This window comes from Nocardiopsis deserti (genome assembly GCF_008638355.1).
Classification (GTDB): Bacteria; Actinomycetota; Actinomycetes; order Streptosporangiales; family Streptosporangiaceae; genus Nocardiopsis; species Nocardiopsis alborubida.
In genome coordinates, this window is record NZ_VWVS01000013.1 from 234,278 (window position 1) to 257,743 (window position 23,466).

The following is a 23,466-nucleotide window of genomic DNA, read 5'->3' on the forward strand; positions in this document are numbered from 1 at the left end:
ACGCCTAACACACTCCAGGACGCTCTAGTCCTCTTTTTCCGGTGTGCTTGTCCATGCTCCATGGAAGTCACGGAGGCCTACTCCAGGATGTCCAGCTCAGGGAGGCTGTCCACGATCTTCATCGTCTCCAGGCTGACCGTGACGATTCGCTTGAGTAGGTCGATGATGTAGCGCGGGTTGTCAGACCAGTCGTTCGGGTCGTTGATGATCTCCGACGCCCTGTCGACCTTGACTTGGTAGCGGTCGATGATCCACTCGATCGCGGAACGCGCACCGAGTTGATAACGGTACGCCTCCTCGGGGATGTTGGTCAGCTTGAACCGAGTGTTGTAGACGATCGTGGACCGGTCCGCTTGGCCCTTCACCTTCGGGATCTTCATCTTGACGACCCGATACAGCTCACTCGGCGGAGTCGTCGACGCGTCACCCGTCACTGTCTCGACGATGCCCTTATGAGGCTCAGCCTGCTCATAGTTGATGTGTAGATCGGCAAGCTTGCGGCCAGCATCAGTGAAACCACGGAAGTCACGGACCTTGGGGATGCGAGGGAGGGACCTCTTCAGGTCTGCGGAGAAGCGCTCGCGATATTCTGGGGAGTGAAGGATGCCGTAAACATAGTAAAAGATGTCATCCTTGGTGAGCGCATCATCGAAATACGCTTTCCGATACGAGCGGATCGTAGCATCGGTGATGTTGTCAACACGACTCGGAAACTCTTCCTCGCCGAAGTCAAATCCGCCGTCAGCCGGAGATGGGGTGTCCCGATAGAAGAAGCGCGCAAAGAATTGTCCGTTACTCTTTGTCCCTACCGCCTGAAGATCGGGGACCCCATTGCGCATCAGTACGGAAAAGGGCTCATCTGCCCCAGGTCCTGTGACATTGAAACCAAAGTTATCGCGTTCGGCGTCCGGAAAAATCCGGGGCATCTGGTACGTCCTCTCGATCAACCGTGAGAGGAAGTACAGTTTCTGTTTAGTAAAAGGACGATAGGAAGAGGTGACTATGCAAGCTGTGTCGAATACGTACTTCTCACCATTGGCGATCCTAATCTTGTCAGCCGCGTTCCAGCTGATCTTCTTCGGGTCGGTGTCGATCCACCGCTCAACGTCCTTGACGCTTGGAGTAGTCACTCCATTGGCCTTGCAGTAGGCGTGGAATCCCTGCACCTGGTCGTTGTAGAAGTCGATCATCGACTCCACATTAGTTCTTACCTTCTCCTCGGAGAAATTATAGACCCAGGCATCACGGCCGGTCTTCAAGCCGCTGGAGTGGGTCTCGAAGATCGCCTCGTTCGTAAGTTTATTGCCCTTTTTGCTGATCACCTGGAAATCGGTGAAGCGCTCATCTCGCTGGTTGATCCAGTCACCTTCGGCATTCGAGGTGATGGTCTCCCACCTGACAGTTTCAAGATCCTGGGAGCTGATGGTTTGAAGCTTTTCCTCGCGACTAAGGTAGTCCCCGACATCGCGATAGTGCAGCGCGCAGTCCGACGTCGGGGCATCGTTCTTGTCACCCTTGACAAGGATCAGAAGGGCAACGGTATTTCGACTACCCGAGCCGAAAATCTTGCCACCTTCCTTGCGAGACCGTTCCCCGGCTGTACGCTGGTTGCCGCGCAGGTTGTAGCAGTAAATCGCGTCGAACTCCTCAACCAGGGACTTACGCAGGCCGTCAGCAGTGTTGCCATCGATGTAGCCGCCGTTGGAAACGAAGGCGACCACACCCTCGCCCTTGATACGGTCGGAAGCCCAGCGGATCGCACGGATGTAGGAGTCATAGAGCGAGTTCTTATTCGTCGCCGTCGACTTGGCGGCATAGGTCTCCTGGATGCGAGTGTCCAGAGTCTCGTACTTCACGTTCTGGTTGTCGTCGTTCTGGTTCTCCTGTCCCACCGAGTAGGGCGGGTTGCCGATGACGACCATGACGGGTTGGGCCTGCTGCTTCTTGGCTCGCTCACTGTTACCGGCCAGCACATCCATACCTTCAAGCTGGGCCGCCCGGCCCTCGGCAAGCTGGAAAGTGTCCGCTAGCACGATGCCCTCGAAAGGCTGGTACGCCGCTTCCTTCCCAGCCAGCTCCATGTACGCCGCTTCGATGTTTACGGCCGCGATGTAGTAGGCGAGCAGCACGATCTCGTTGGCGTGCAACTCCTGACCGTACTTGCGCGCCAGGTCTGCGGGCTTGATCAGGCCGGACTGGAGCAGGCGCACAGGGAATGTGCCGGTACCGGTGAAGGGGTCGATGATGTGGATACCCTCGTCGCTCAGCGAGCGCCCCAGGTGCTTGGTCAGGGCTTGCTCGGTGGAGCGTAGGATGAAGTCGACCACCTCCACCGGGGTGTAGACGATGCCGAGCGCGTCAGCGGTCTTGGGCAGGGCGGTCTTGAAGAACTTGTCGTAGAGCTCGACGATGACGTGCTGGCGGCCTTCGTGGTTGTCGATGCCCTCGGCGCGAACGCGCACCGAGTGGTAGAAGTCCTCCAGCGTCTTGGTCTCGGCGTCCAGGTCCTGGTCGTCGAGGACGTCGAGCATGCGCTGCATGGCTTGGGAGACTGGGTTGTGCTCGGTGAAGGCGTAGCCCTTGAATAGCGCGTCGAAGACCGGTTTGGTGATGATGTGCTGGGCCAGCATGTCGATGGCGCTGGAGTCGGTGACTCCGGGGTTGATGGTGGCGCGCAGCTCGGCGACGAACTCCTGGAAGGCTGCCTGCTTGTCAGGGATGTCCAGGGCGGCCTTGATGCGGGTGACGTGGCGGTCGGCGATCTGGGTGATGTCTTTGGCCCAGTCCTCCCAGTAGTGGCGCTCGCCGACCTTGTCGACGATGCGGGCGTAGATCGCTTCGCGCCAGTCGCTGATGGAGAACAGGGTCTCCTGGACGTGCTGTGCGTTCTGGGCCTGTTGTTCTTTGGCGGTCTTGGCGCTGTCTGCGGTGCTGGAGCCGTCCCTGTTGCCGGTTCCTTCGTCGTCGGCGCCGATGTGGCCGTGGCCGATGATGTCGGGCTTGTTCTTGTTGAGCTTGATCTGGTTGACGGTCGCGTCGAAGCGGTCGTCGTGGGCGCGCAGTGCTTGCAGGACCTGCCAGACGGTTTTGAAGCGCTGGTTGTCGGCCAGTGCTTTTTCCGGGGTGACACCGGCAGGGACAGCGACGGGCAGGATGATGTAGCCGTAGTTCTTGTTTGGTGCCACGCGCATGACGCGTCCCACGGACTGGACGACGTCCACGACGGAGTTGCGCGGGTTGAGGAAGAGCACCGCGTCCAGGCTGGGGACGTCCACGCCCTCGGACAGGCAGCGGGCGTTGGACAAAATGCGGGCGTTGTTCTGGCCGGGGTCCTGCTTGAGCCAGTCGAGGAGCTGGTTACGCTGCAGGGCGTTGAACGTGCCGTCGACGTGGTCCACCTCGCAGTGCAAAACGTCGTCGTCGGCGTCGTCATAGGCGTCGATGACCTGGTTGAACCTCTCGACGATGGCCTTGGAGTCAGCGATGGAACGGGAGAAGGCGACCGCCCGCTTCATCGGCGCTTCGTCTACGCCAAAGCCGGAGCCGTCAGCGAAGGTGCCGGTGCGCTTGGCCAAGGCGTTCCAGCAGCCGATGATCTTGGCCGCGTCGTCGATGCGTAGTTCGGAGTCGCTGCCGGCCAAGCCCGCCTGCAAGGTCTTAGCGACCACACCTTCGTCGATGGTGAGGATGAGGACCTTGTAGTCGGTCAGCCGCCCCAGCTCAACGGCTTTGCCGAAACCCAGGCGGTGGAACTCGGGACCGTACTTGGTCTCATCGTCCATCGAGGCGACAGTTGCGGAGGCATTCTCGGCTTCCTGCCTGGTGTCGTCGCTGTACACGCGTGGGGTGGCGGTCATGTACAGGCGGCGGTCGGCGCCGATGAAGCTGTCGTCGTGGACGCGGACGAACGCGGACTCATCGTGGCCGGACAGGGTGACGCCGGTCGTGCGGTGGGCCTCATCGCACAGGATCAGGTCGAACCTGGGCAGGCCCTTCTTCTGGGCGGCGCAGACGGTAGCGATCGACTGATAGGTGGAAAACACCACTGTCAGACCCGGCACGGCCTCGATGCTGGCCATCTGTGCGACTAGCCGGTCCGGATCGGTGGTGGCCGGCAGGGCGAGGTCGTGGGTGGACATGTCCTTGTCGTCGCCTTGGGCCTGCTGCTTGCCGACCTGGGTATCAGAGCAGACAGCGAAGGCGCGCAGCGGCATCTGAGCTTCGTAGGACCATTCGCGCAGCGACTGCGAAAGCAGAGCGATGGAAGGCACTAGGAACAGGACGGTGGTGTGGTCGCCCTGCCCGGCCTGGGCGCGATCCTGCTGCAGCCGCTCGGCGATTTTCAGGCTGGTGAAGGTCTTGCCGGTGCCGCAGGCCATGATGAGTTTGCCGCGGTCGTGCTCGGCAAAACCAGCGAAGACGTCGTCGATCGCCTCTTGCTGGTAGGAGTGCGGAGCCTTCTTCTTGCGCAGCGTCATCTGGACCTCGTGCTTGAGGCCCTCCACGGGCAGATGCCACTGCACAGGGCTGCTGGCGATATCGGACAGGCCGATCCGGGTGACCGGCACCTGCTGATCATCCAGCGCCTCTTCTGCGTGCACGCTCCACTTGTCCGTCGTGGAGATGATCATCCTGCGGGTGAAGGCGCCCTTGCCCGAAGCTGTGAAGAAGGAGTCGATGTCTTCCTTGCGGACCGTGTGGTGGGGCTCGTAGAACTTGCACTGGATGGCGCAAAAACCGCCGGTCTCCCGGTCCTGGGCTACCAGGTCGATACCGGTGTCTCGCTTGTCCAGTTCAGTGCCTGGCCAGTCGGCCCACATCCACACCCGGGTGAACTGCTCGGTCCACTGCGGGTCGGTGCTCAGGTACTGGACCATGAGCTCTTCGAAACGGGTACCGCGGTTCCGGTTCCCGGTAGCTCCGTTACGGATCGCCTTCAGGACGTCGTACACCGTCGTCGTTGTCGTAGCCAACCCGTTCGCCTCATCACCGTCAGCAGTGCGTGTTCCGCGTGCCCGGGATCCCCCAAACAGCCCTACAACCCTACTGCCCACGAACACGCGAATCCCTTGCGTATCGGGGCGCCAGTTCCGGGCAACCGCCTTGTGCACTGTGCGCTGTTGTCACAGCGCTCCCCTAGATTGCCCTGCATGACAGACAACCCCCTCAACATCCGCTTACGGGTCCATCACGGGCAGCTAGTCGACGACGACGCGGGCTTTGACGTGGTGCCCCTGAGCGAGCCCTCGGGCATGCTCTGCCCCGGGCTCCGCCTGTCTGTTTCGCACGCGTCACTACCTGTGACACACAAGGTCAGCGCCAGAACTTTGAGGGCTTTGCGTACGCATCGTCTGCCGCCACGTGAGCGAAATCAGGCCCTTCGGCCCTCTTGACGGGTAGAGGCGTTCGATACCGGCCGACCACACGATGAGAACACCCACCCCACGACCGCGATTGCGGTTGCTGCTGCTGGACGGCAGCCCCGGAGCCGCTGCCCTGCTCTTCCTGGCCGCCCACCGGGCGCTGCCTCCCTTCGACACGGTGCTCGTCCCTGACACCGGGTGGTACCCGGCCAGCGGCTACCGCGCCCTGGACCGCTTGCGCGGTATCGCCTCCGAGGCCGACATGGGCTGGGAACCGGTCAAGACCGCGCCGATCGCCCACCGCACCTTCAACCCCCGCAGCCCCATGCCGCTGCTCCCCCTGTTCACCCTCCACCCCGACGGAACCCCGGGACGGCTTTCCCAAGGGTGCGCACGCAGCACCGCGACGGCCCTGACCCAGCGCATCCGCCACCTGCTCGGCTACCCCCGCACCACCCCGATCCCCGACGGCATCGTGGCCCACTGCGCCACAGGAACGGGCGCCGACCACGCTCAGCCCGGGCCTGTCGCCGGTCCCCCGTTCGTGCGCTTGCACCGGCCCCTGGCTGACATCGGCTGGAGCGCACAGGACTGCCGCGCACTGCTGTTCCACCACGGCCTGGACCCGAACCCGGACCTGTCGTGTACGGCATGCCCCCACCGCTCCAACCGCTCCTGGGCGAGCCTGAGGCAAACGGAGCCGGACGTGTTCGCCGACGCGGTCGCGGTGGACGCCCTGGTCCGGCACGGCCGCCCCCAGGCGGCAACGCCCGGCATGCCGCCTGGCACCATCTTCTTCCTCCACCCCTCCCGGACACCCCTGGACCAGGTCGACCTGAGCGCCGACACCGATGCCGCACAGGGCGGGTGCGTGCCGTGGGCATGCCACGGCCCTGCCACCGGCGGCACAGCGGACGGAGGCGGCAACCGATGACTGCGACGCTGCCGCCGCACCAGCTCGCCGCCCCTGGTTCCACCACGGTGACGATCGGTTCCCTGTGCACCGGCTATGCCGGGCTCGACATGGGCGTGGCCGCAGCGCTGAACGGCAACGCACGGCTGCTCTGGACCGCCGACAACGACCCCCACATCACCCGGTTGCTCACGCACCGGCTCCCCGACGCCCCCAATCTCGGAAACCTGGCAGCGGTGCGCTGGGAAACGCTGGAGACCCCCCAGGTGCTCACCGCCGGGTTCCCCTGCCAGGACGTCAGCGCAGCCGGCCACGGTGCCGGAATCGAGAAAGGAACACGCTCTGGTGTCTGGCACCACGTCATGGACGCCGTTCGCCACCTACGACCCCGCCTGCTCGTGCTGGAGAACGTGGCCGCCCTGCGCTGGAAAAGTAGAGGACTCGACCGCGTACTCGCGGACCTGGCCCACGCGGGGTATGACGCGAGCTGGTGTTGCGTACGCGCTTCCGAAGTCGGCGCGTGCCACCGCCGCGAACGCGTCTTCGTTGTTGCCCACCCCGTGCGCCAGCGACGGCCGCCGGGGCTCCTGCGACCCCCATCGGCGCACACGACAGAAACGTCAGGTGCGGGACGGCGATGTGCTGTGCCACCCGCCCCACACCCCCGCGTACGCACGCGCCCGCACTGCGCACACCACGAGCCGTACCCGCACCCCGGAGCGTCTGCTGCCCACACCCCTGGCCAGCGATGGCACCAAAAGCAGTCCTGGGCAGAGGGATGCACGCGGGCGCCCCACACTGCCCTCCGCGGCCATCGCTACCCACACCAGCGACCCCACCCCGAAGCCGCAGCGGCACCGTTCGCGTACGCATGGGGCGAATACGAACCCGCCATCCAACGGTGGGAGAAGGTGCTCGGCAGAGCGGCACCCCCGCCCACCGAGCCCGGCACCCGGGGACAGCCCCGGCTGAGCGCCGCACTGGTCGAGTGGATGATGGGCCTGCCCGAAGGCTGGGTCACCGATCCCGCCCTCGCCTTGTCGCGCGCCGCCCAGCTCCAGGCGCTTGGCAACGGGGTGGTGCCGCAACAGGCGCGCGCTGCCGTGCGGCACCTGCTTGCTGAGACCGCGCTTCCCGAAGCAGAGCCGGGCGGGGAGGGGTGTCGGTGAACCGGGACGCCCCCACACCAGGCGGCATGCCGCGCCAGGGCAGCGGCACCGAACGGCACAGCGCAGATCGCAACCGCGAAAGCGTTCCCCACCAGGGAAAACGCCACTACCGTACGGGCTGCGACGAGCACGGCCGACCGGAGCTGGAGATCTTCACTCCCGCGGAGGCCGCCGCACTGCTCAAGGTCCCCGAGTCCTGGCTGCGCAAGCGCGCCTCCGCGCGCCAGGTGCCCTGCACCTTCATCGGCAAGCACCTGCGCTTCAGCTCCAGCGACCTGGAGCAGATCATCCGCGACGGCCACCGCGACCCCGTCACCGGCCCCTCACGCGCTCGCCGCACCACCACCTGAAACCCACCCGCGAAGGGGAGTACGCATGGCGTACGCAGAACGCCGGGGCAGGACCTGGCGCGTGAAGTACAAGAAACCCAACGGCGCCTGGACCTCGGAGTCGGGGTTCGCGACCAAGGAAGCGGCTCTGGTCTGGGGCCGTGACCAGGAGACCGACATCCGTCGCCACACCTGGATCGACCCCGCCCAGGCCGAGGTCCGCTTCGGCGTCTTCGCCGAGGAGGTCTTCGACGCTGCCCGGCTGGCGGGCAACACCCGGGCCAAGTACCGCTCCTACCTGGACTGCCACATCCTGCCGCAGTGGGAGGACTGGCCCTTGGGCGCGGTCTTCAACGACTACCTGGAGATCGAACGCTGGGTGAGGGACCTGCACGAGGAGTTGGCCGAGCCCTCGGTGGCGTCGATCTTCGCCTACTTCTCCCGGCTGCTGGAGGTCGCGGTCAAGGCCCGCAAGATCCCCGCCAACCCCGCCCGCGGTGTCCGGGTGACCAGCGGCGAGTACGAGGCCGAACGCCAGGTGGCCACTCCGGCCCAGTTCCTGCGCGCGGCCCTGCGGCTGCACGAGACCTTCGGTCGGGCGGGGTTCGTGCTGGCGCTGATGAACGGCTACACCGGCGCACGCTGGTCGGAACTGGTCGCCTTGAGGCCGCACGACTACGACGAGATCAACCGCGCCGTCCCGGTGCGCACACCGCTGCGCGAGGTCGGAGGGAGGTTGGAGAGGGCCTCGAGCCCCAAGACTCCGGCGGGTAAGCGGTGGATCCAGCTCCCGCCGTTCCTGGACGCCCTCTACACGGAGCTGATCGAGGAGTGCGAGGAGGATCACCTCTTCAGCGGCCCCCGAGGCGGGTTGCTGCGGCGGGGCAACTTCCGGGCCCGGTTCTGGCGTCCGGCCTGGGACGGCGACCCCCGCAGCGGTGAGGCCCGGTGGCGGCGTCCGCTGCTGCCGGGGTTCACGTTCAACGAGGGCCGTCACACCCACCGCACGTGGCTGGCTGAGGACGAGATCCCGGAGGTGGCCCGCGCGGCTAGGTTGGGGCACCGGGTGCCGGGGATGGCCCGGGTCTACGAGCACGTGACCCCGCAGATGAGGCGGCGTGTACTCAGCGTGCTGGAGAGCCGGTGGCGGGGGAGCGTGATGGCTCTCACGGCCCGGGAACGCGAGTGGCTCTTCACCGTGGCGCCGACGCTCGAAGAGCACTACCGTGGAAACAGCGAAAGCGGGCTCCGAGAGGAACCCGCTTCGAAGACGATCTCCCAGATATCTCCCAGTCTGGGCTGACCGGTCTTCACTCACATGTCAGATAAACCCTCTGACCTGCGGTGATGCTGGTGGGCGATACAGGATTCGAACCTGTGACCTCTACCGTGTCAAGGTAGCGCTCTAACCAACTGAGCTAACCGCCCTCATCGGGGGATGAGGTGAAGCATGCTGCGAGGCGGAGACGGGAATCGAACCCGTGTGCAGGGATTTGCAGTCCCTTGCCTCAACCACTCGGCCACTCCGCCGGAACGCGATGGGGGGCTGTCGAGTGACACCCATGCGGGCCTCTCCGAGCGGACGACGGGATTCGAACCCGCGACCCTCACCTTGGCAAGGTGATGCTCTACCAGCTGAGCCACGTCCGCGTGCGCCCCGGAGCGGACCCCGGAGCCGGAACCGCTCCGCGACTCCGGGGAGGCGGAACGGTTCCGTTCGAGCGGACGACGGGATTCGAACCCGCGACCCTCACCTTGGCAAGGTGATGCTCTACCAGCTGAGCCACGTCCGCGCGGCGAGTCCTGCTTCCGGGGTTCGTCCCCGTCAGCGCCCCTCGCTGCGTTAAGAACTCTAGCGGATTCCCGGCCAAGCGCGAAATCGGCCGGGTGCACCGGGCACACCCGTGCCCCGCCGTGGCAGGTCCCGCCGACCCGCCGAGGCGGCGGGAGCTACTTCTCCACGTGGGCCGGCGAGGAGGGCATGTCGGGTCGGGGAGGCGCCGAGAGGTACTGGCCGACCCTCTCGATCACCTTGTTCATCTCGTAGGCGATCAGGCCCACGTCGCTGTCGGAGTCCGACATCAGCGCCATGCAGGCGCCCTCTCCGGCCGCGGCGACGAAAAGGAAGGCGCGGTCCATCTCGATGATGCTCTGGCGGATGCCGCCCGCCGCGAACTGCTTGCTCGCCCCGCCCGCGAGGCTGTGCAGCCCCGAGGCGATCGCGGACAGGTGCTCGGCGGCGGGACGGTCCAGTCCGCTGGAGGTGGCCATGAGGAGCCCGTCGGTGGACAGGACGATGGCGTGCTGCGTACCGGAGGCACGCGTGAGGAGATCGTCCAGCAACCAGCTGAGCTCTCCGCGGGCGGTACTCGGTGGGGTCATGTCTCTCTTTGCTCTGTCAGTCGTCGTGCGTGACACGGGACACGCGCACTGCGGGCCGCCGCCGAGGTGCCTTGGGGGAGGGCTCCGAACTCGGCTGCCACCGGTCCCGCATAAGCGTTGCCCAGATGATAGTCATTCGTAACTTATCTGTCCGGTCGCCACGGTGGATTCCGGGTGGGCCGCCCCGGCCGTGGAGCCGCGTGACCAGTTGCGATACCGCTGCGAAACGGGCACGGGCACCGGACCATCGGCCGGTGCCGGTCACGGGACTTGCCAACCCGTCGTACGGAGGTTACGGAAGGAGCGGGCCACGACGCGCCGACAAGGTGGGAAGATCGTGCGGACACCGGCCCTACCTGGGCTCTTGAGAACGTGGGGGTGGCAGATGAAGGTGTGGATCGCGGGTGCCGGGTACGGCCGCGGCACCGTCGTCGACGAGAGCGAGGCGCGCATTCCCGTGGTCGACCACGGGATCACGGTGGGTGACGGGGTCTTCGAGACGGTGCGGGCCCGCGGAGGCCGTCCCTTCGCCCTCACCCGCCACCTCAGGCGGCTGGCCCGCTCCGCTGAGGGGCTGGGCATGGCCGAGCCCGACCTGGAGCTGATCGCCGACGGCGTCGCCCGCGCGGTGGCGGCCAACCCGGACCTGTCCGACGCCCGGGTGCGCATCACGGTCACCGACGGCGCCGGACCGCTGGGTTCGGACCGCTCCCCGGGCGAGCAGACCGCCATCGTGGCCCTGGGTCCCTTCCCCGGGATCGCCCCGCACGCCGACGTGGCCACGGTTCCCTGGCCGCGCAACGAGTTCGGGGCCCTGGCCGGGCTCAAGACCACCTCCTACGCCGACAACGTGCGCGCCCTGGCCCACGCCAAGCAGCGGGGCGCCAGCGAGGCGCTCTTTCGCAACGTGAGCGGCAACCTGTGCGAGGGCACCGGCAGCAACGTCTTCGTGGTGCTGGACGGCAGGCTGCTCACCCCGCCGCTGTCGGCGGGCCCGCTGGCGGGCATCACCCGCGAACTCGTCCTGGAGTGGTTCGGGGGCGAGGAGGAGGACGTGCCCATGGAACGCCTCCCCGAGGTCACCGAGGCCTTCCTGACCTCCACCGGACGCGACGTGCAGGCGATCCTGCACGTGGACGGACGCGCGGTGTCGGCCGAGCCCGGGCCGGTCACGGCCAAGGCCGCGTCGGTGTTCGCGGAGCGCTCCGCGGCCGACATCGACCCCTGATCCCCGCCGCCGGGGACGGACACGGCTGAGGGGGCGGCGCGTGGTGCGCCGCCCCCTCAGCCGTCGGGAGTACTCCGCGAAGGGCCCCGGGGCCCGCGGATCAGGAGTGCAGGTGCTGCTGGATCTCCTCGTCGAGGTTCACGAACTGGCCCTCCTGGCCCGCCGGGACGATCTCGTAGGTCCGGTGGAGGAACTCGGCCAGGGGAGAGACCTGGGTGTCGAACTCGGCCTGTCCGAAGGGGGAGGAGAGCGCGATGCTCACACTGCGGTCGCCGTTGTCGTCCTTGGAGGGCCACACGCGGACGTCGCCCTCGCCGACCGGGCGCACGATGCCGACGGTCAGGAGCTCGCGGGCGAAGATCCACTCGACGGGGTTGTCCTCGCCGGTGTGGAAGGCGACCCGTATGGCGTAGGGGTCGTCCGCGCTGTAGTCCAGGCGCGCGACCAGAGGGACCGCCGTGCGTTCGGGGACCACGAGCCGCAGGCCCAGCTCGGCGGTGGCAGTGGTGTCGCTACTGTTCATGTTCGCCAAACCTTTTCTCGTCCGGCCTTGCTGTTGCGGCGCGGGTCGGTTGCCGTCTCACGGGCTCCAACGCGGCTTCCCGCGGAACATGACGTGAGTACGGAGGCTTTCTTGGTGGGTGGGACCGGAGGTCTCGCCGCCCGTGCGACGGGCCCGGCGTGCCGCGGTGCGGCGCCACGATCCTTCGTCACTGTAATGACCAGGACAAACCAAAGATTTCCCAATGTTGGGTGTCCCACGTCACGAGGAGGTAATGAAGGGGTGGTGTTCGACGGGTCCACGGGGGCGGGAACTCCTTATCACTGCGGGGATCGGGGGCGGGTGCGGACACTCCAGGGATCCCCTCGGAAGGTTAATGTGACCTCCGTCACATGACACGGTGTTCGCTGGGCGGTTCCGTGTGCGCCGAGCACCCCCGAACGTGCGCTAGAGTCTTACTTGTCCGGCCGACAGGGCGGACAGGCAGGCAGCTCAGGGCGATTAGCTCAGTTGGCTAGAGCGCGTCGTTCACACCGACGAGGTCACTGGTTCGAGTCCAGTATCGCCCACACGGCTCTGAGGCGGTCCCACTCGGGGGTAGGTACCCCGGTGGGGCCGTTTCTCGTTTCCCGGGTGCTTCGCGGGGGACACGGCGCGGGTACTCCGGCGGGGGCGCGGCATGAGCCCCGCCCGCGGGCCGCTGGGGCCCGGAGGCCGTTCGGACGGGCCATCGGCCCGCGGACGGGCCCTACCCGCGGCCCTACTCGGACGGGGTGTCCGGCAGCGGACGCCCGCGCCGTACGGCCCTGCGCGCGCGCAGACGTCGGAAGAACTCCTCCTTCAGGCGCATTCCGTACCGCTCCGCGCGGTGGAACCACACCTGGGCGGGCCGCACCACCTTCTGCGCCCACCGGAACTCGGTGCTGAGGATGACCAACCCCAGGATGACCGAGGCCAGGCCCGGGCCCGGAACGACCATCATGACGAACCCGGCCAGGATCACGACGACGCCGGCGGTCCCCACGAGCACGCTCCAGGGCAGGCGCAGTGCGGGGTGCGTGTGCATACGCCTGCGGAAGAGGCGCAGCCGCGCTCGCATCCTCCGCCACCTGCGCGCGCGGATGCGGCGGGTGGGGGATGTCTCCGGGGCCGACGGGTCGTTGGTGGGGCTCGGTGACATGCGCTCACAGTATTCGGTCGAAGCGAGTGGATGCATTCGGGTCGACTGGGGGCGATAGCCAGGGCATCTGTTGATTCTCACCGATCCCGACAGCGGGATCAATGGCCTTTCGTAAGGGTGTGGACAGTCCCTGGAAAGGTGACGTTCCATGACAGATCAGCCCCTGTCTGGTCCTCTGCCCCGCCTCCGGGCGGTTCACTCGGGTACGCCCCGAAGAGTCCGAATCCCTGACCGAATCCCCGACCGGGCCCCGGGGCCCGGACACCGGAGTCCACCGTCCCACCACGTGTTCCGCGCCGCCAGCGCTGCCGCGCGGCCTGTGGACAACCGGGGCGGTCCCGCCCCGAAGCCGCTAGCATCGGGAGGGAGTACACGCCCGGCCGCGCGGAGCGGCCGGTCCGCGTTCGACATCGATCCACGTCTTCCTAGGAGTCACCGTGTCCGCCGCGCCTGAGCTGCACATCACCCTCGCCGGAACCCCGCGTGCGGTGGCGGCGAACACTACGGCGGGCCAGGCTCTGGAGGCCGACGGCAGGACCGTCATCGCGGCGCTGGTCAACGGCGAGCCGCGCGACCTCGCCCGGGAACTGCGCGAGGGCGACGCCGTCGAGCCGATCGCCATCGACTCCGAGGAGGGCCGGGCGATCCTGCGCCACTCCACCGCGCACGTGCTGGCCCAGGCCGTCCAGGAGCTCTTCCCCGAGGCCAAGCTGGGCATCGGCCCGCCCGTGGAGAACGGCTTCTACTACGACTTCGACGTCGCCGAGCCCTTCACCCCCGCCGACCTGAAGAGCATCGAGAAGAAGATGCAGCAGATCGTCAAGCAGGGGCAGCGCTTCGACCGCAGGGTCGTCTCGGACGAGGAGGCCCGCGCCGAGCTAGCCACCGAGCCCTACAAGCTGGAGCTGATCGGGCTCAAGGGCGGCGCCACCGAGGCCGCCGAGGGCGCCGGTGTGGAGGTGGGCGCCGGTGAGCTCACCATCTACGACAACGTCCACCCGCGCACGGGCGAGCTGTGCTGGAAGGACCTGTGCCGCGGTCCGCACCTGCCCACCACCCGCGTCATCCCGGCGTTCAAGCTCATGCGCACCGCCGCCGCCTACTGGCGCGGCAAGGAGACCAACCCGCAGTTGCAGCGCGTCTACGGCACCGCCTGGGAGAGCAAGGAGGCCCTCAAGGACCACCTGACCTTCCTGGAGGAGGCCGAGAAGCGCGACCACCGCAAGCTCGGCTCCGAGCTGGACCTGTTCTCCATCCCGGACGAGATCGGCTCCGGCCTGGCGGTCTTCCACCCCAAGGGCGGCACCGTCCGCCGGGTCATGGAGGACTACTCGCGTCGACGGCACGAGGAGAGCGGGTACGAGTTCGTCTACACCCCGCACGCCACCAAGAGCACCCTGTTCGAGAAGTCCCAGCACCTGAGCTGGTACGCGGACGGGATGTACCCCCCCATGCAGCTCGACGGCGGCCAGGACTACTACCTCAAGCCGATGAACTGCCCGATGCACAACCTGATCTTCGACGCGCGCGGGCGCTCCTACCGCGAGCTGCCGCTGCGCCTGTTCGAGTTCGGCACCGTGTACCGGTACGAGAAGTCGGGCGTGGTGCACGGCCTGACCCGCGCCCGCGGCTTCACCCAGGACGACGCGCACATCTACTGCACCAAGGAGCAGATGGCGGACGAGCTCGACTCGCTGCTCACCTTCGTGCTCGACCTGCTGCGCGACTACGGCCTGGACGACTTCTACCTGGAGCTGTCCACCAAGGACCCGGAGAAGTACGTCGGCGGCGACGAGGTCTGGGAGGAGGCCACCGAGACCCTGCGCGAGGCCGCGCAGAAGCAGGGCCTGGAACTGGTCCTGGACCCGGGCGGCGCCGCCTTCTACGGCCCCAAGATCTCGGTGCAGGCCAAGGACGCCATCGGCCGCACCTGGCAGATGTCCACCATCCAGCTGGACTTCAACCTGCCTGAGCTGTTCGATCTGGAGTACACCGCGGCCGACGGCTCGCGCCAGCGCCCGGTGATGATCCACCGCGCCCTGTTCGGCTCCATCGAGCGCTTCTTCGCCGTCCTGCTGGAGCACTACGCGGGCGCGTTCCCGGCCTGGCTGGCGCCGGTGCAGGCGGTCGGCATCCCCATCGCCGACGAGCACGTGCCCTACCTGCGCGAGCTCGCCGCCAGGCTGCGCGCGGAGGGGATCCGCGTCGAGGTGGACGCCAGCGACGACCGCATGCAGAAAAAGATCCGCAACGCCCAGAAGCAGAAGGTGCCCTTCATGCTGCTGGCCGGTGACGAGGACGTCAGCAAGAACGCGGTGTCCTTCCGCTACCGGGACGGCTCACAGAACAACGGCGTGCCGCTGGACGAGGCGGTGGCCGAGATCGTCGCGGCCGTCCGCGAGCGCCGCTAGACAGCGTTCTTCGGGGCCTTCGCTTCGCTTCGGCTCGGGGCCGCACACGAGAGGAGCGCCCATCCGGGGACCGGGTGGGCGCTCCGCCGTCTCGGGTCAGCGCCGCTCGCCGGGCGTCTGGGACTTCTCGTCGTCGCGGAACAGGTCCGCTCGGGAGATACGCGCGGTCGCGTTGGGGTCCGGGGCGGTCGTCTCCTCCTCGTCGTCGCGGAACAGGTCCGCTCGGGAGATGCGCGCGGTCGCGTTGGGGTCACTCATGAGGGTGCTACTCCTTGTTGCTACGGGGGCAAGGCGAATTTTATCCGCCTCCCGGGGCGGGTCCGGGCGCCCGGACGTGCGCGAAGGCCGCTCAGCGGCCGGGGGCGCGCCGTTTCCAGGCCTCGGCGGGGACCCGCTCCACGAGGGCGATCAGGTAGTCGGCGGCGGTCACGGCCCGGTCGGGATCCAGTCGCATGGCCGCCCACGTGAGGACGTAGTCCCCGCTGAAGCGTACGGGAAGGGATCGCGACCTGGGATCGGTCAGCAGCCACTTGGTGACCACGTTGTCGAGCACGGCCCCGGTGAACGCGGGATCGTTGCCCGACGTGTGGAAGGCGCCGGCGAAGTCGTCGTCGGAGGAGCCCAGGTCCCGCCTGCGCAGTATCTGTAGCTCGGCGTTGGGTCCGGGGGTGCGCACGGCCACCACGCGGTGGACGCGGCGGACCCGCTCCGTGCCCCTGCCCGTCGTGTGGGTCTGCTCGAAGGCGACGACAAGGTGCTGGCCCCGGCGGCCGGTGAGCACGTGCTGGGAGCGCGGGTGCGGCCCGAGGGCGGCGCGGGGGAGCACGGCCTCCCCCAGCGGGCTGGGGAGCTGCTCGGTGTAGGTCCACCCGCGTTCACGTGCCCACCCGCGCAGTTCGGTGGAGCGTTCCTTGCGGAAGTGCGCGGCGACCGCGATCGTGCCGGCCGACATGACGACGGCGACCAACGCGATCACAGACAGGGCGCCTTCCATGTCTCCTCCGGCTGGGGGGATGTGGGGTGGCCGTGGGCCCGCGGCGGGCCCATCCTGAGCAGGCCGGGTCGGGAAAGTCGGGGACCCGCGCTGGCCGTACGGGTCCATTCTGTGTTGATTTCGGGTGCTTGTCACCCCTTGTTGTTGTTTCGCGGTGACGCTGGGGGTTCGCGGCCTCGCGGCGTCCGCCGACGATCTACCCGCAACGGGCACGGCATCACCGTCACCGCGCGTTCCCACCCGGTCACCACCTGCGCGAACGCCTTCCTCCGTGCGGGCCGGACGCCCTCCTTCGCCTGCTGCGCCGCCCTTCCCGCCACCACCGCCCCACGGGGCGGCGGTCATGTATCCGTCACGCAGGGTGATGGCTGTCCGGAACCGGCCACGGCCCGCCCCGTCCGTGCCGGAACCGCCCCCACACGCCGAACGCCGCTGCGGCGGCACAGGTCCGGCGTCTCCGGACCCGGTCAGGGCCGCGTCGCTCGCACGCGGGTACTCCGCTGACCGGGCCCGGGCGTGAGGAGCGCTCCCGGGGCCGTGCGCGTCCGGATCGCGGACGCCCGTGCTCCCCGACAGGCCCTAGGCGGGCAGCCCCAGCTCGCGGGCGATGAGCATCTTCTGCACCTCGCTGGTGCCCTCGCCCACCTCCAGGATCTTGGCGTCCCGGTAGAAGCGGCCCACGGGGTAGTCGTTCATGAACCCGTAGCCGCCGAACACCTGCGTGGCGTCCCGCGCGTTGTCCATGGCCGCGTTGGAGGCCACCAGCTTGGCGACCGCCGCCTGCTTCTTGAAGGGCTCGCCCGCCAGCATGCGCGAGGCCGCGTCGTAGTAGGCCAGGCGCGCGGTGTGCGCCCGCGCCTCCATCTCCGCGATCTTGAACTGGATCGCCTGGTAGCTGCCGATGGCGTTGCCGAAGGCGTGCCGCTCGTGGGCGTAGCGCACGCTCTCGTCCACGCAGCCCTGCGCCAGGCCCACCGACAGCGCCGCGATGGCGATGCGGCCCTCGTCCAGGATCCGTAGGAACTGGGCGTACCCCCGCCCGCGCTCACCGACCAGGTTCGCCTCGGGCACCCGGCAGTCCTCGAAGACCAGCTCGTTGGTGTCGGAGGCGTTCCAGCCCACCTTGGAGTACTTCTGGCCCACGGAGAAGCCCGGCGTCCCCGCGGGCACCAGGATCGAGGAGATCTCCGGCCGCCCGTCCTCCCGGCGTCCGGTCACGGCGGTGACGGTCACCAGCGCGGTGATGTCGGTGCCCGAGTTGGTGATGAAGGACTTCGTCCCGTTGATCACCCACCGGCCGTCCTCCAGGCGGGCCGTGGTCTTCGTGGCGCCCGCGTCGGACCCGCCGTCGGGCTCGGTCAGCCCGAACGCGCCCAGGGCCTCGCCTGAGGTCAGCCGCGGCAGGTACGCCTTTTTCTGGTCCTCGGTGCCGAACCGGAAGATCGGCATCGCGCCCAGCGACACCCCGGCCTCCAGGGTGATCGCCACCGAGGAGTCCACCCGGGCCAGCTCCTCCAGGGCCAGACACAGGGCGAAGTAGTCGCCGCCCATGCCCCCGTGCTCCTCGGGGAAGGGCAGCCCGAACAGGCCCATCCGGCCCATCTTGGCGACGATCTCGTACGGGAACGCCTCCCGCTCGTAGTAGTCGCCGATGACCGGGGCGACCTCGGTGCGGGCGAACTCCTCCACGGCGGCCCGCAGGTCGGCGTGCTCGGTCGAGAGCTGGTGACGGTTCATGTGTGCGACTCCTCGCTGGTGGCGGGGGAGGGCGCGTCCGACGGGGTGTCGGCGGACGCGTCCCGGACGGGTTCGACGGTGACCAGGACGGCGTCCATGGGTACGGACGCACCGGGGCGCACCGCCACGGTCGCGACGGTCCCGTCGACGGGTGAGGTGACGGAGTGCTCCATCTTCATGGCCTCCACGACGGCGAGCGGGGTCCCCGCGCTCACCGTCTGCCCCACCCGCACGGCGACGGAGAGCACCGTGCCGGGCATGGGGCTGCGCACGGTCCCGTCGGCGGCCGCGTCGTCCTCGCGCAGCGCGGCCGCGACGGGCTCCTCGTGCAGGCTCCAGGCGGCGCCGCCCCTACCCAGCCACCGGTGCCCGGTGCCCGGATCGTCGGCGCGTCTGTAGGCGCGGCGGCGGCCCGCGTAGGTGACGGTCAGCCAGTCGTTGTCGGGGGAGCGGCGGACACGGGCCGCGACGGGTTCACCCGCGCCGACCCGAACCCAGTACGTGTCCCGGCCCGCGCGCCGCACGTGCACGACCGCGGGGTCGTGCCGGGGCGCCCGCAGCCGCCACGGTGTCCACGCCGGTTCGCCCATGCGCCACCCGTCGGGGACGGCGAAACGGTCAGCGGTGAGGGGCCCCTCCAGGTCCAGCTGGTGGTCCAGGGCCGCCGCCGCGTAGACCTCCTCGGGAAGGGACTCGGGCGCGGGCTCGGGCGGGTCGGACCCGATCAGGCCGGTGCTCAGGTCACCGGCCACCACGCGCGGGTGGCGCAGCAGGCGGCGCAGGAACGCGGTGTTGGTGACACACCCCAGCAGCAGGTATCCGGCCAGGGCGTGGTCCATCCGGCGCAGCGCCTCGGCCCGGTCCGGACCCCAGGTGATCACCTTGGCGAGCATGGGGTCGAACACGGAGGTGATCTCCCCGCCCTCGGCGATCCCCGAGTCCACCCGGACCTCATGGCCGGAGGGCTCGGCGAGGGACAGGACCGGACCGCCCGTGGGCAGGAACCCGCGGTCGGCGTCCTCGGCGTAGATCCGCGCCTCCACGGCGTGTCCGTGCCAGGACACGTCCTCCTGGGCGAAGGGCAGCGGTTCGCCCATCGCCACCCGCACCTGGAGCTCGACCAGGTCGACGCCGCGCTCACCGCGCACGGTCACGACCTTCTCGGTGACCGGGTGCTCGACCTGCAACCGGGTGTTCATCTCCAGGAACGAGAACGACAGCTCGCCGTCCGCGCCCGTCTCGGCGATGAACTCCACCGTGCCCGCGCCCACGTATCCGCAGGAGCGGGCGGCGGCCACGGCTGCCTCGCCCATGGTGGCGCGCTGGGCTTCGGTGAGCAGCGGGGAGGGCGCCTCCTCCACCACCTTCTGGTGGCGGCGTTGCAGGCTGCACTCGCGCTCGCCCAGGTGCACGACGTTGCCGTGGCCGTCGGCCAGGACCTGCACCTCGATGTGCCGGGGCCGCTCCACCAGCCGCTCCACCAGGAGGGTGGAGTCGCCGAAGGAGGCCAGGGCCTCGCGTCGGGCGGCCGCGGCGCTGGCCGCCAGGTCGTCGGGGGAGTGCACGGCGCGCATGCCCTTGCCGCCGCCTCCGGCGGAGGGCTTGATGAGCAGCGGGTAGCCGGTTCCGGCCGCGGCGTCGAGCAGCGCGTCGTCGTCCAGGGGCTGTCCGGGCTTCTCGGTGAACCCGCCCAGGACGGGCACGCCCGCGGCGGCCACGGTGTCCTTGGCGCGGATCTTGTCGCCCATGGCCTCGATGGCCTCGGCGGGCGGACCGACGAAGGTCAGTCCGGCGTCGGCGCACGCCCGTGCGAAACCGGGGTTCTCGGACAGGAAGCCGTAGCCCGGATGCACCATGGTGGCGCCGCCCTCCACGGCGGCGGCCACGATCGCGTCGACGTTCAGATAACCGTCCACGCGCAGGGCGAGGTCGGCGGCCAGGGCGTGCGGGGCGTCGGCGTCGGCGTCGGTGTACACCGCGACCGAGCCGATCCCCATGAGGTTCAGGGTGCGGAGGATCCGCAGTGCGATCTCGCCCCGGTTGGCGACGAGCACCGTCGCGGGGGCCGGGCTTCGTGGTGTGGCGGTCAAGGGTTCCTCACATCCGGAAGACGCCGTAGCCCACCGGCTCCAGCGGCGCGTGGCGGGCGGCGGACAGGGCCATGGCGAGCACGTCGCGGGTGTCGGCGGGGTCGATGACGCCGTCGTCCCACAACCGCGCGGTGGAGTAGTAGGGGCTGCCCTGCTCCTCGTACTGGTCGCGGACGGGCGCCTTGAAGGCCTCCTCGTCCTCGGCGGACCACTCCTGCCCGCGGGCGGCCATCTGGTCGCGGCGGACGGTGGAGAGCACCGAGGCGGCCTGCTCGCCGCCCATCACCGAGATGCGCGCGCCCGGCCACATCCACAGGAACCGGGGCGAGTAGGCCCGACCGCACATGCTGTAGTTGCCCGCGCCGAAGGACCCGCCCACGACCACGGTGAACTTGGGGACGCGTGCGCAGGCCACGGCGGTGACCATCTTCGCTCCGTGCTTGGCGATGCCGCCCGCCTCGTAGTCCCGGCCGACCATGAACCCGGAGATGTTCTGGAGGAAGACCAGCGGCACGCCGCGCCGGTCGCACAGCTCGATGAAGTGGGCGCCCTTGAGGGCGGACTCGGCGAACAGGATGCCGTTGTTGGCGACGATCCCCACCGGGTGGCCGTGCAGGTGCGCGAACCCGGTGACCAGGGTGGTGCCGTACTCGGCCTTGAACTCGGTGAACTCGCTGCCGTCCACGATCCGGCCGATGACCTCGCGCACGTCGTAGGGGGTGCGCGTGTCGGCGGGCACCACCCCGTACAGCTCCTCGGGGTCCAGCGCCGGGGGACGGGGCTCGCGCACCTCCCACGCGGGCGGTCCGGGCGGGCCGAGGGTGTCGGCGATGCGCCGGACGAGGGTGAGGGCGTGCGCGTCGTCGTCGGCCAGGTGGTCGGTGACCCCCGACACCCGCGAGTGCAGGTCGCCGCCGCCCAGCTCCTCGGCGGTGACGACCTCGCCGGTGGCCGCCTTGACCAGCGGCGGGCCGCCCAGGAAGATCGTGCCCTGCTCGCGCACGATGACCGCCTCGTCGCTCATCGCCGGGACGTAGGCACCGCCCGCGGTGCACGAGCCCAGCACCGCGGCGATCTGCGGGATGCCCATCCGCGACATCGTGGCCTGGTTGTAGAAGATCCGGCCGAAGTGCTCGCGGTCGGGGAAGACGTCGTCCTGCATGGGCAGGAACGCGCCCCCGGAGTCGGCGAGGTAGACGCACGGCAGCCGGTTGTGCAGCGCCACCTCCTGGGCGCGCAGGTGCTTCTTGACGGTCATGGGGTAGTAGCTGCCGCCCTTGACGGTGGCGTCGTTGGCGACCACGACCGTCGGGCGGCCCATGACCCGGCCCACGCCCGCGATCATCCCGGCTCCGGGAGCGTCCTGCCCGTCCGCGCCGTAGAGCCCGTACGCGGCCAGGGGGGCGATCTCCAGGAAGGGGGAGCCGGGGTCCAGGAGGAGGTCGACACGGTCGCGCGGAAGGAGCTTGCCCCGTTCGACGTGCCGTGTCCGGGTCTTCTCCGGGCCGCCCAGGGCCGCGGTGGCGATCCGCTCGCGCAGCTCCAGGGCGAGGGCGCGGTTCGCCGCGTCGTTGGCGGCGAACGCGGGCCCGGCGGTGTCCACCGCCGTGCCGAGCACAGATGCCCTGCTCATGGTGTCCTCTCGTGGAGGGGTGTTAATGCTCACTAACATCTGGGATGTTAGTGACTACTAACATGGGTGTCCAGGGCCCGGCGCGACACCGGGGGAGGGGAGGAAGCCGGATGGGGGGCAGACCCGCGGGCGAGCGGCGCACGGCGCTCCTGGGCGCGGCGGCGCGGCTCTTCGCCGAGCACGGCTACCGGGGGGTGTCCATCGACGACCTCGGCCGCGCCGTCGGCACGACCGGACCCGCCCTGTACCGGCACTTCCGCGGCAAGCAGGCGCTGCTCGGCGCGGTGCTGGTGGACATCAGCGAACGCCTGGCGCGCCAGGGCGTCGAACTGGTGGCGCGGGCACCGGGCGCCGAGGAGGCGCTGGAGGCACTGCTGCGCGGGCACATCGCCTTCGCCCTGGACGAGCCCGCCCTGATCACCGTGCACGACCGGGAGCTGGGCAACCTCACCGACGCCGACCGGCGCCGGGTGCGCCGTCTCCAGCGCGGCTACGTCGAGCAGTGGGTGGGGGTGCTGGGCGAGCTGCGCCCCGACGCCTCGGCCACCGTCCTGCGCGCCGCGGTGCACGCCGTGTTCGGACTGCTCAACTCCACCCCGCACAGCCGGGGCGAGCTGTCGCGGCGGCACATGGCGCGGCTGCTGCTGGAGATGGGCCGGGCCGCCCTGACCGCCCCCGCCGCCGCGCCCGACTAGCGCCCGCCCGGGGACAGTGCCGAGTGGACCCTCGCGATCGCCGACGAGGCGGGCGGCACGTGTTCCTGGACGCGGGAGGAGTTCCTGGAGCTGCCCCAGGAACGCCCCCGTGTGGACGTCCACTGCGTCACCCGCTGGTCCGAGCTGGACACCGACTGGGCGGGCGTCAGCGTGGACACCCTCCCGGAGGACGTGGAGACCGCGGCCGAGTACGCCCTGGCGGTCAGCCACGGCGGTCACACCGCCCACCTGCCGCTCCAGGACCTCGCCGACGGACAGGCCTGGGTGGTGCACACCTTCGGCGGGGAGCCGCTGGCCCCGAGCACGGCGGGCCCGCCCGGCTGCTGGTCCCGCACCTGTACTTCTGGAAGTCGGCCAAGTGGGCGCGCGGACCGCGGCTGCTCGACGAGGACGCGCCCGGGTTCCGGGAGCAGGCCCGGGCACCACGGCTACGGCGCCCGTGGCGCGGGCAGCGCCTCCATGGCGACTGGCGGCGCCCTGGCAGGGACCGGGGCGGGCCCTGAGGCCCGCCCCGGTGCCACATCCACGTCCTGCGCCTACATACCGCCCGTGGCGCCGCCCGTGTCCGGGCTCTGCTCCACCGGAGCCGCGGGGGCCTCCTCAGCGGGGGCCTCCGTGTCCTCGTTGACCACCGGCGGGTCGGCGTCCTCCCCGAAGACCCCATCGAAGAGGAAACCGAGCACTCCCCCAGGGCGCGAGTCGTCCTCGTCCGCGGTGGCGGCCAGGGCCGCTCCCGTCCCGGCGGCGGTCAGTCCGGCGGCCAGCACCGCCGATGCGGTGATCCTGGTGAACGCACGCATACGCGTTCACTGCTCCCTT

Annotated in this window: 17 protein-coding genes, 5 tRNA genes and 2 pseudogenes; 10 read left to right on the forward strand and 14 right to left on the reverse strand. The window is 69.1% G+C overall.

Features of this window, described 5'->3' with window-relative positions; all coding sequences use genetic code 11:
- Positions 1–77: 77 nt before the first annotated feature.
- On the reverse strand, positions 78–4,952 hold the full coding sequence (locus FYW99_RS17885; RefSeq protein ID WP_223839149.1) for a DEAD/DEAH box helicase: 4,875 nt from the start codon (positions 4,950–4,952) through the stop codon (positions 78–80).
- A gap of 475 nt (positions 4,953–5,427) precedes the next feature.
- On the opposite strand from FYW99_RS17885, the gene FYW99_RS17890 reads away from it, so the two are divergent.
- From FYW99_RS17890 to FYW99_RS17905, 5 genes and pseudogenes are all read left to right on the forward strand, one after another.
- A complete protein-coding gene (locus FYW99_RS17890; RefSeq protein WP_223839159.1) occupies positions 5,428–6,297 on the forward strand; it encodes a hypothetical protein in 870 nt (289 codons plus the stop codon).
- A pseudogene (locus FYW99_RS32395) lies at positions 6,294–6,836 on the forward strand (DNA cytosine methyltransferase); the annotation flags it as partial. The gene FYW99_RS17890 and the pseudogene FYW99_RS32395, both read left to right, overlap by 4 nt.
- 351 nt (positions 6,837–7,187) lie before the next feature.
- On the forward strand, positions 7,188–7,445 hold the full coding sequence (locus FYW99_RS32400) for a hypothetical protein (protein WP_223839195.1): 258 nt from the start codon (positions 7,188–7,190) through the stop codon (positions 7,443–7,445).
- Positions 7,442–7,795, forward strand: coding sequence for a helix-turn-helix domain-containing protein (locus tag FYW99_RS17900; protein WP_223839161.1), 354 nt, complete (start codon positions 7,442–7,444; stop codon positions 7,793–7,795). The genes FYW99_RS32400 and FYW99_RS17900 overlap by 4 nt, the downstream gene beginning before the upstream one ends.
- A gap of 25 nt (positions 7,796–7,820) precedes the next feature.
- On the forward strand, positions 7,821–9,077 hold the full coding sequence (locus FYW99_RS17905; RefSeq protein WP_223839163.1) for a tyrosine-type recombinase/integrase: 1,257 nt from the start codon (positions 7,821–7,823) through the stop codon (positions 9,075–9,077).
- Between the two features lie 48 nt (positions 9,078–9,125).
- Here the strand turns inward: FYW99_RS17905 and FYW99_RS17910 are convergent.
- The 5 genes from FYW99_RS17910 to FYW99_RS17930 all read right to left on the reverse strand — a co-directional run bounded on the left by FYW99_RS17910 (position 9,126) and on the right by FYW99_RS17930 (position 10,156).
- Positions 9,126–9,202: transfer RNA gene (locus tag FYW99_RS17910), tRNA-Val, on the reverse strand.
- Positions 9,203–9,232: 30 nt separating this feature from the next.
- Positions 9,233–9,304: transfer RNA gene (locus FYW99_RS17915), tRNA-Cys, on the reverse strand.
- A gap of 47 nt (positions 9,305–9,351) precedes the next feature.
- Positions 9,352–9,424: transfer RNA gene (locus FYW99_RS17920), tRNA-Gly, on the reverse strand.
- Positions 9,425–9,494: 70 nt separating this feature from the next.
- A tRNA-Gly gene (locus FYW99_RS17925) sits at positions 9,495–9,567 on the reverse strand.
- A 157-nt stretch (positions 9,568–9,724) separates the two neighbouring features.
- The gene (locus FYW99_RS17930; protein WP_013154286.1) at positions 9,725–10,156 is read right to left on the reverse strand and encodes a roadblock/LC7 domain-containing protein; all 432 of its coding nucleotides are present in this window, start codon (positions 10,154–10,156) and stop codon (positions 9,725–9,727) included.
- A gap of 385 nt (positions 10,157–10,541) precedes the next feature.
- Here FYW99_RS17930 and FYW99_RS17935 point away from each other — a divergent pair, with 385 nt between their 5' ends.
- Positions 10,542–11,384, forward strand: a complete 843-nt coding sequence (locus FYW99_RS17935) for an aminotransferase class IV (RefSeq protein WP_150253162.1) — start codon at positions 10,542–10,544, stop codon at positions 11,382–11,384.
- A gap of 100 nt (positions 11,385–11,484) precedes the next feature.
- Here FYW99_RS17935 and FYW99_RS17940 read toward each other — a convergent pair whose 3' ends face one another.
- Positions 11,485–11,907, reverse strand: a complete 423-nt coding sequence (locus tag FYW99_RS17940) for an SsgA family sporulation/cell division regulator (RefSeq protein ID WP_013154284.1) — start codon at positions 11,905–11,907, stop codon at positions 11,485–11,487.
- A gap of 474 nt (positions 11,908–12,381) precedes the next feature.
- On the opposite strand from FYW99_RS17940, the gene FYW99_RS17945 reads away from it, so the two are divergent.
- A tRNA-Val gene (locus tag FYW99_RS17945) sits at positions 12,382–12,455 on the forward strand.
- A 191-nt stretch (positions 12,456–12,646) separates the two neighbouring features.
- On the opposite strand, the gene FYW99_RS17950 is transcribed toward FYW99_RS17945, so the two are convergent.
- On the reverse strand, positions 12,647–12,985 hold the full coding sequence (locus FYW99_RS17950; RefSeq protein WP_150253287.1) for a PGPGW domain-containing protein: 339 nt from the start codon (positions 12,983–12,985) through the stop codon (positions 12,647–12,649).
- A gap of 518 nt (positions 12,986–13,503) precedes the next feature.
- Here FYW99_RS17950 and thrS point away from each other — a divergent pair.
- The gene (gene thrS, locus FYW99_RS17955) at positions 13,504–15,477 is read left to right on the forward strand and encodes a threonine--tRNA ligase (RefSeq protein ID WP_150253163.1); all 1,974 of its coding nucleotides are present in this window, start codon (positions 13,504–13,506) and stop codon (positions 15,475–15,477) included.
- A 96-nt stretch (positions 15,478–15,573) separates the two neighbouring features.
- On the opposite strand, the gene FYW99_RS31810 is transcribed toward thrS, so the two are convergent.
- From FYW99_RS31810 to FYW99_RS17975, 5 genes are all read right to left on the reverse strand, one after another.
- The gene (locus FYW99_RS31810) at positions 15,574–15,735 is read right to left on the reverse strand and encodes a hypothetical protein (protein WP_190394708.1); all 162 of its coding nucleotides are present in this window, start codon (positions 15,733–15,735) and stop codon (positions 15,574–15,576) included.
- Between the two features lie 91 nt (positions 15,736–15,826).
- Positions 15,827–16,471 carry a hypothetical protein gene (locus FYW99_RS17960; protein ID WP_150253164.1) on the reverse strand — a complete coding sequence of 215 codons (645 nt, stop codon included), beginning with the start codon at positions 16,469–16,471 and terminating at the stop codon, positions 15,827–15,829.
- A 579-nt stretch (positions 16,472–17,050) separates the two neighbouring features.
- Positions 17,051–18,208, reverse strand: a complete 1,158-nt coding sequence (locus FYW99_RS17965) for an acyl-CoA dehydrogenase family protein (RefSeq protein ID WP_150253165.1) — start codon at positions 18,206–18,208, stop codon at positions 17,051–17,053.
- Positions 18,205–20,298, reverse strand: coding sequence for an acetyl/propionyl/methylcrotonyl-CoA carboxylase subunit alpha (locus FYW99_RS17970; RefSeq protein WP_150253166.1), 2,094 nt, complete (start codon positions 20,296–20,298; stop codon positions 18,205–18,207). Before FYW99_RS17970 ends, FYW99_RS17965 begins: the two co-directional genes overlap by 4 nt.
- Before the next feature lie 7 nt (positions 20,299–20,305).
- Entirely contained in the window at positions 20,306–21,916 is a 1,611-nt protein-coding gene (locus tag FYW99_RS17975; RefSeq protein ID WP_150253288.1) for a carboxyl transferase domain-containing protein, read from the reverse strand.
- A 125-nt stretch (positions 21,917–22,041) separates the two neighbouring features.
- Between FYW99_RS17975 and FYW99_RS17980 the strand changes: the two genes are divergently transcribed.
- Together FYW99_RS17980 and FYW99_RS17985 are read left to right on the forward strand one after the other, a co-directional pair.
- Positions 22,042–22,626 carry an SACE_7040 family transcriptional regulator gene (locus FYW99_RS17980; protein ID WP_150253167.1) on the forward strand — a complete coding sequence of 195 codons (585 nt, stop codon included), beginning with the start codon at positions 22,042–22,044 and terminating at the stop codon, positions 22,624–22,626.
- Between the two features lie 24 nt (positions 22,627–22,650).
- A pseudogene (locus FYW99_RS17985) lies at positions 22,651–23,150 on the forward strand (molybdopterin-dependent oxidoreductase); the annotation flags it as partial.
- Positions 23,151–23,183: 33 nt separating this feature from the next.
- On the opposite strand, the gene FYW99_RS17990 reads toward FYW99_RS17985, so the two are convergent.
- Positions 23,184–23,447: a hypothetical protein gene (locus FYW99_RS17990; RefSeq protein ID WP_150253168.1), complete on the reverse strand. Its 264-nt coding sequence runs from the start codon at positions 23,445–23,447 to the stop codon at positions 23,184–23,186.
- Between the last annotated feature and the right edge of the window lie 19 nt (positions 23,448–23,466).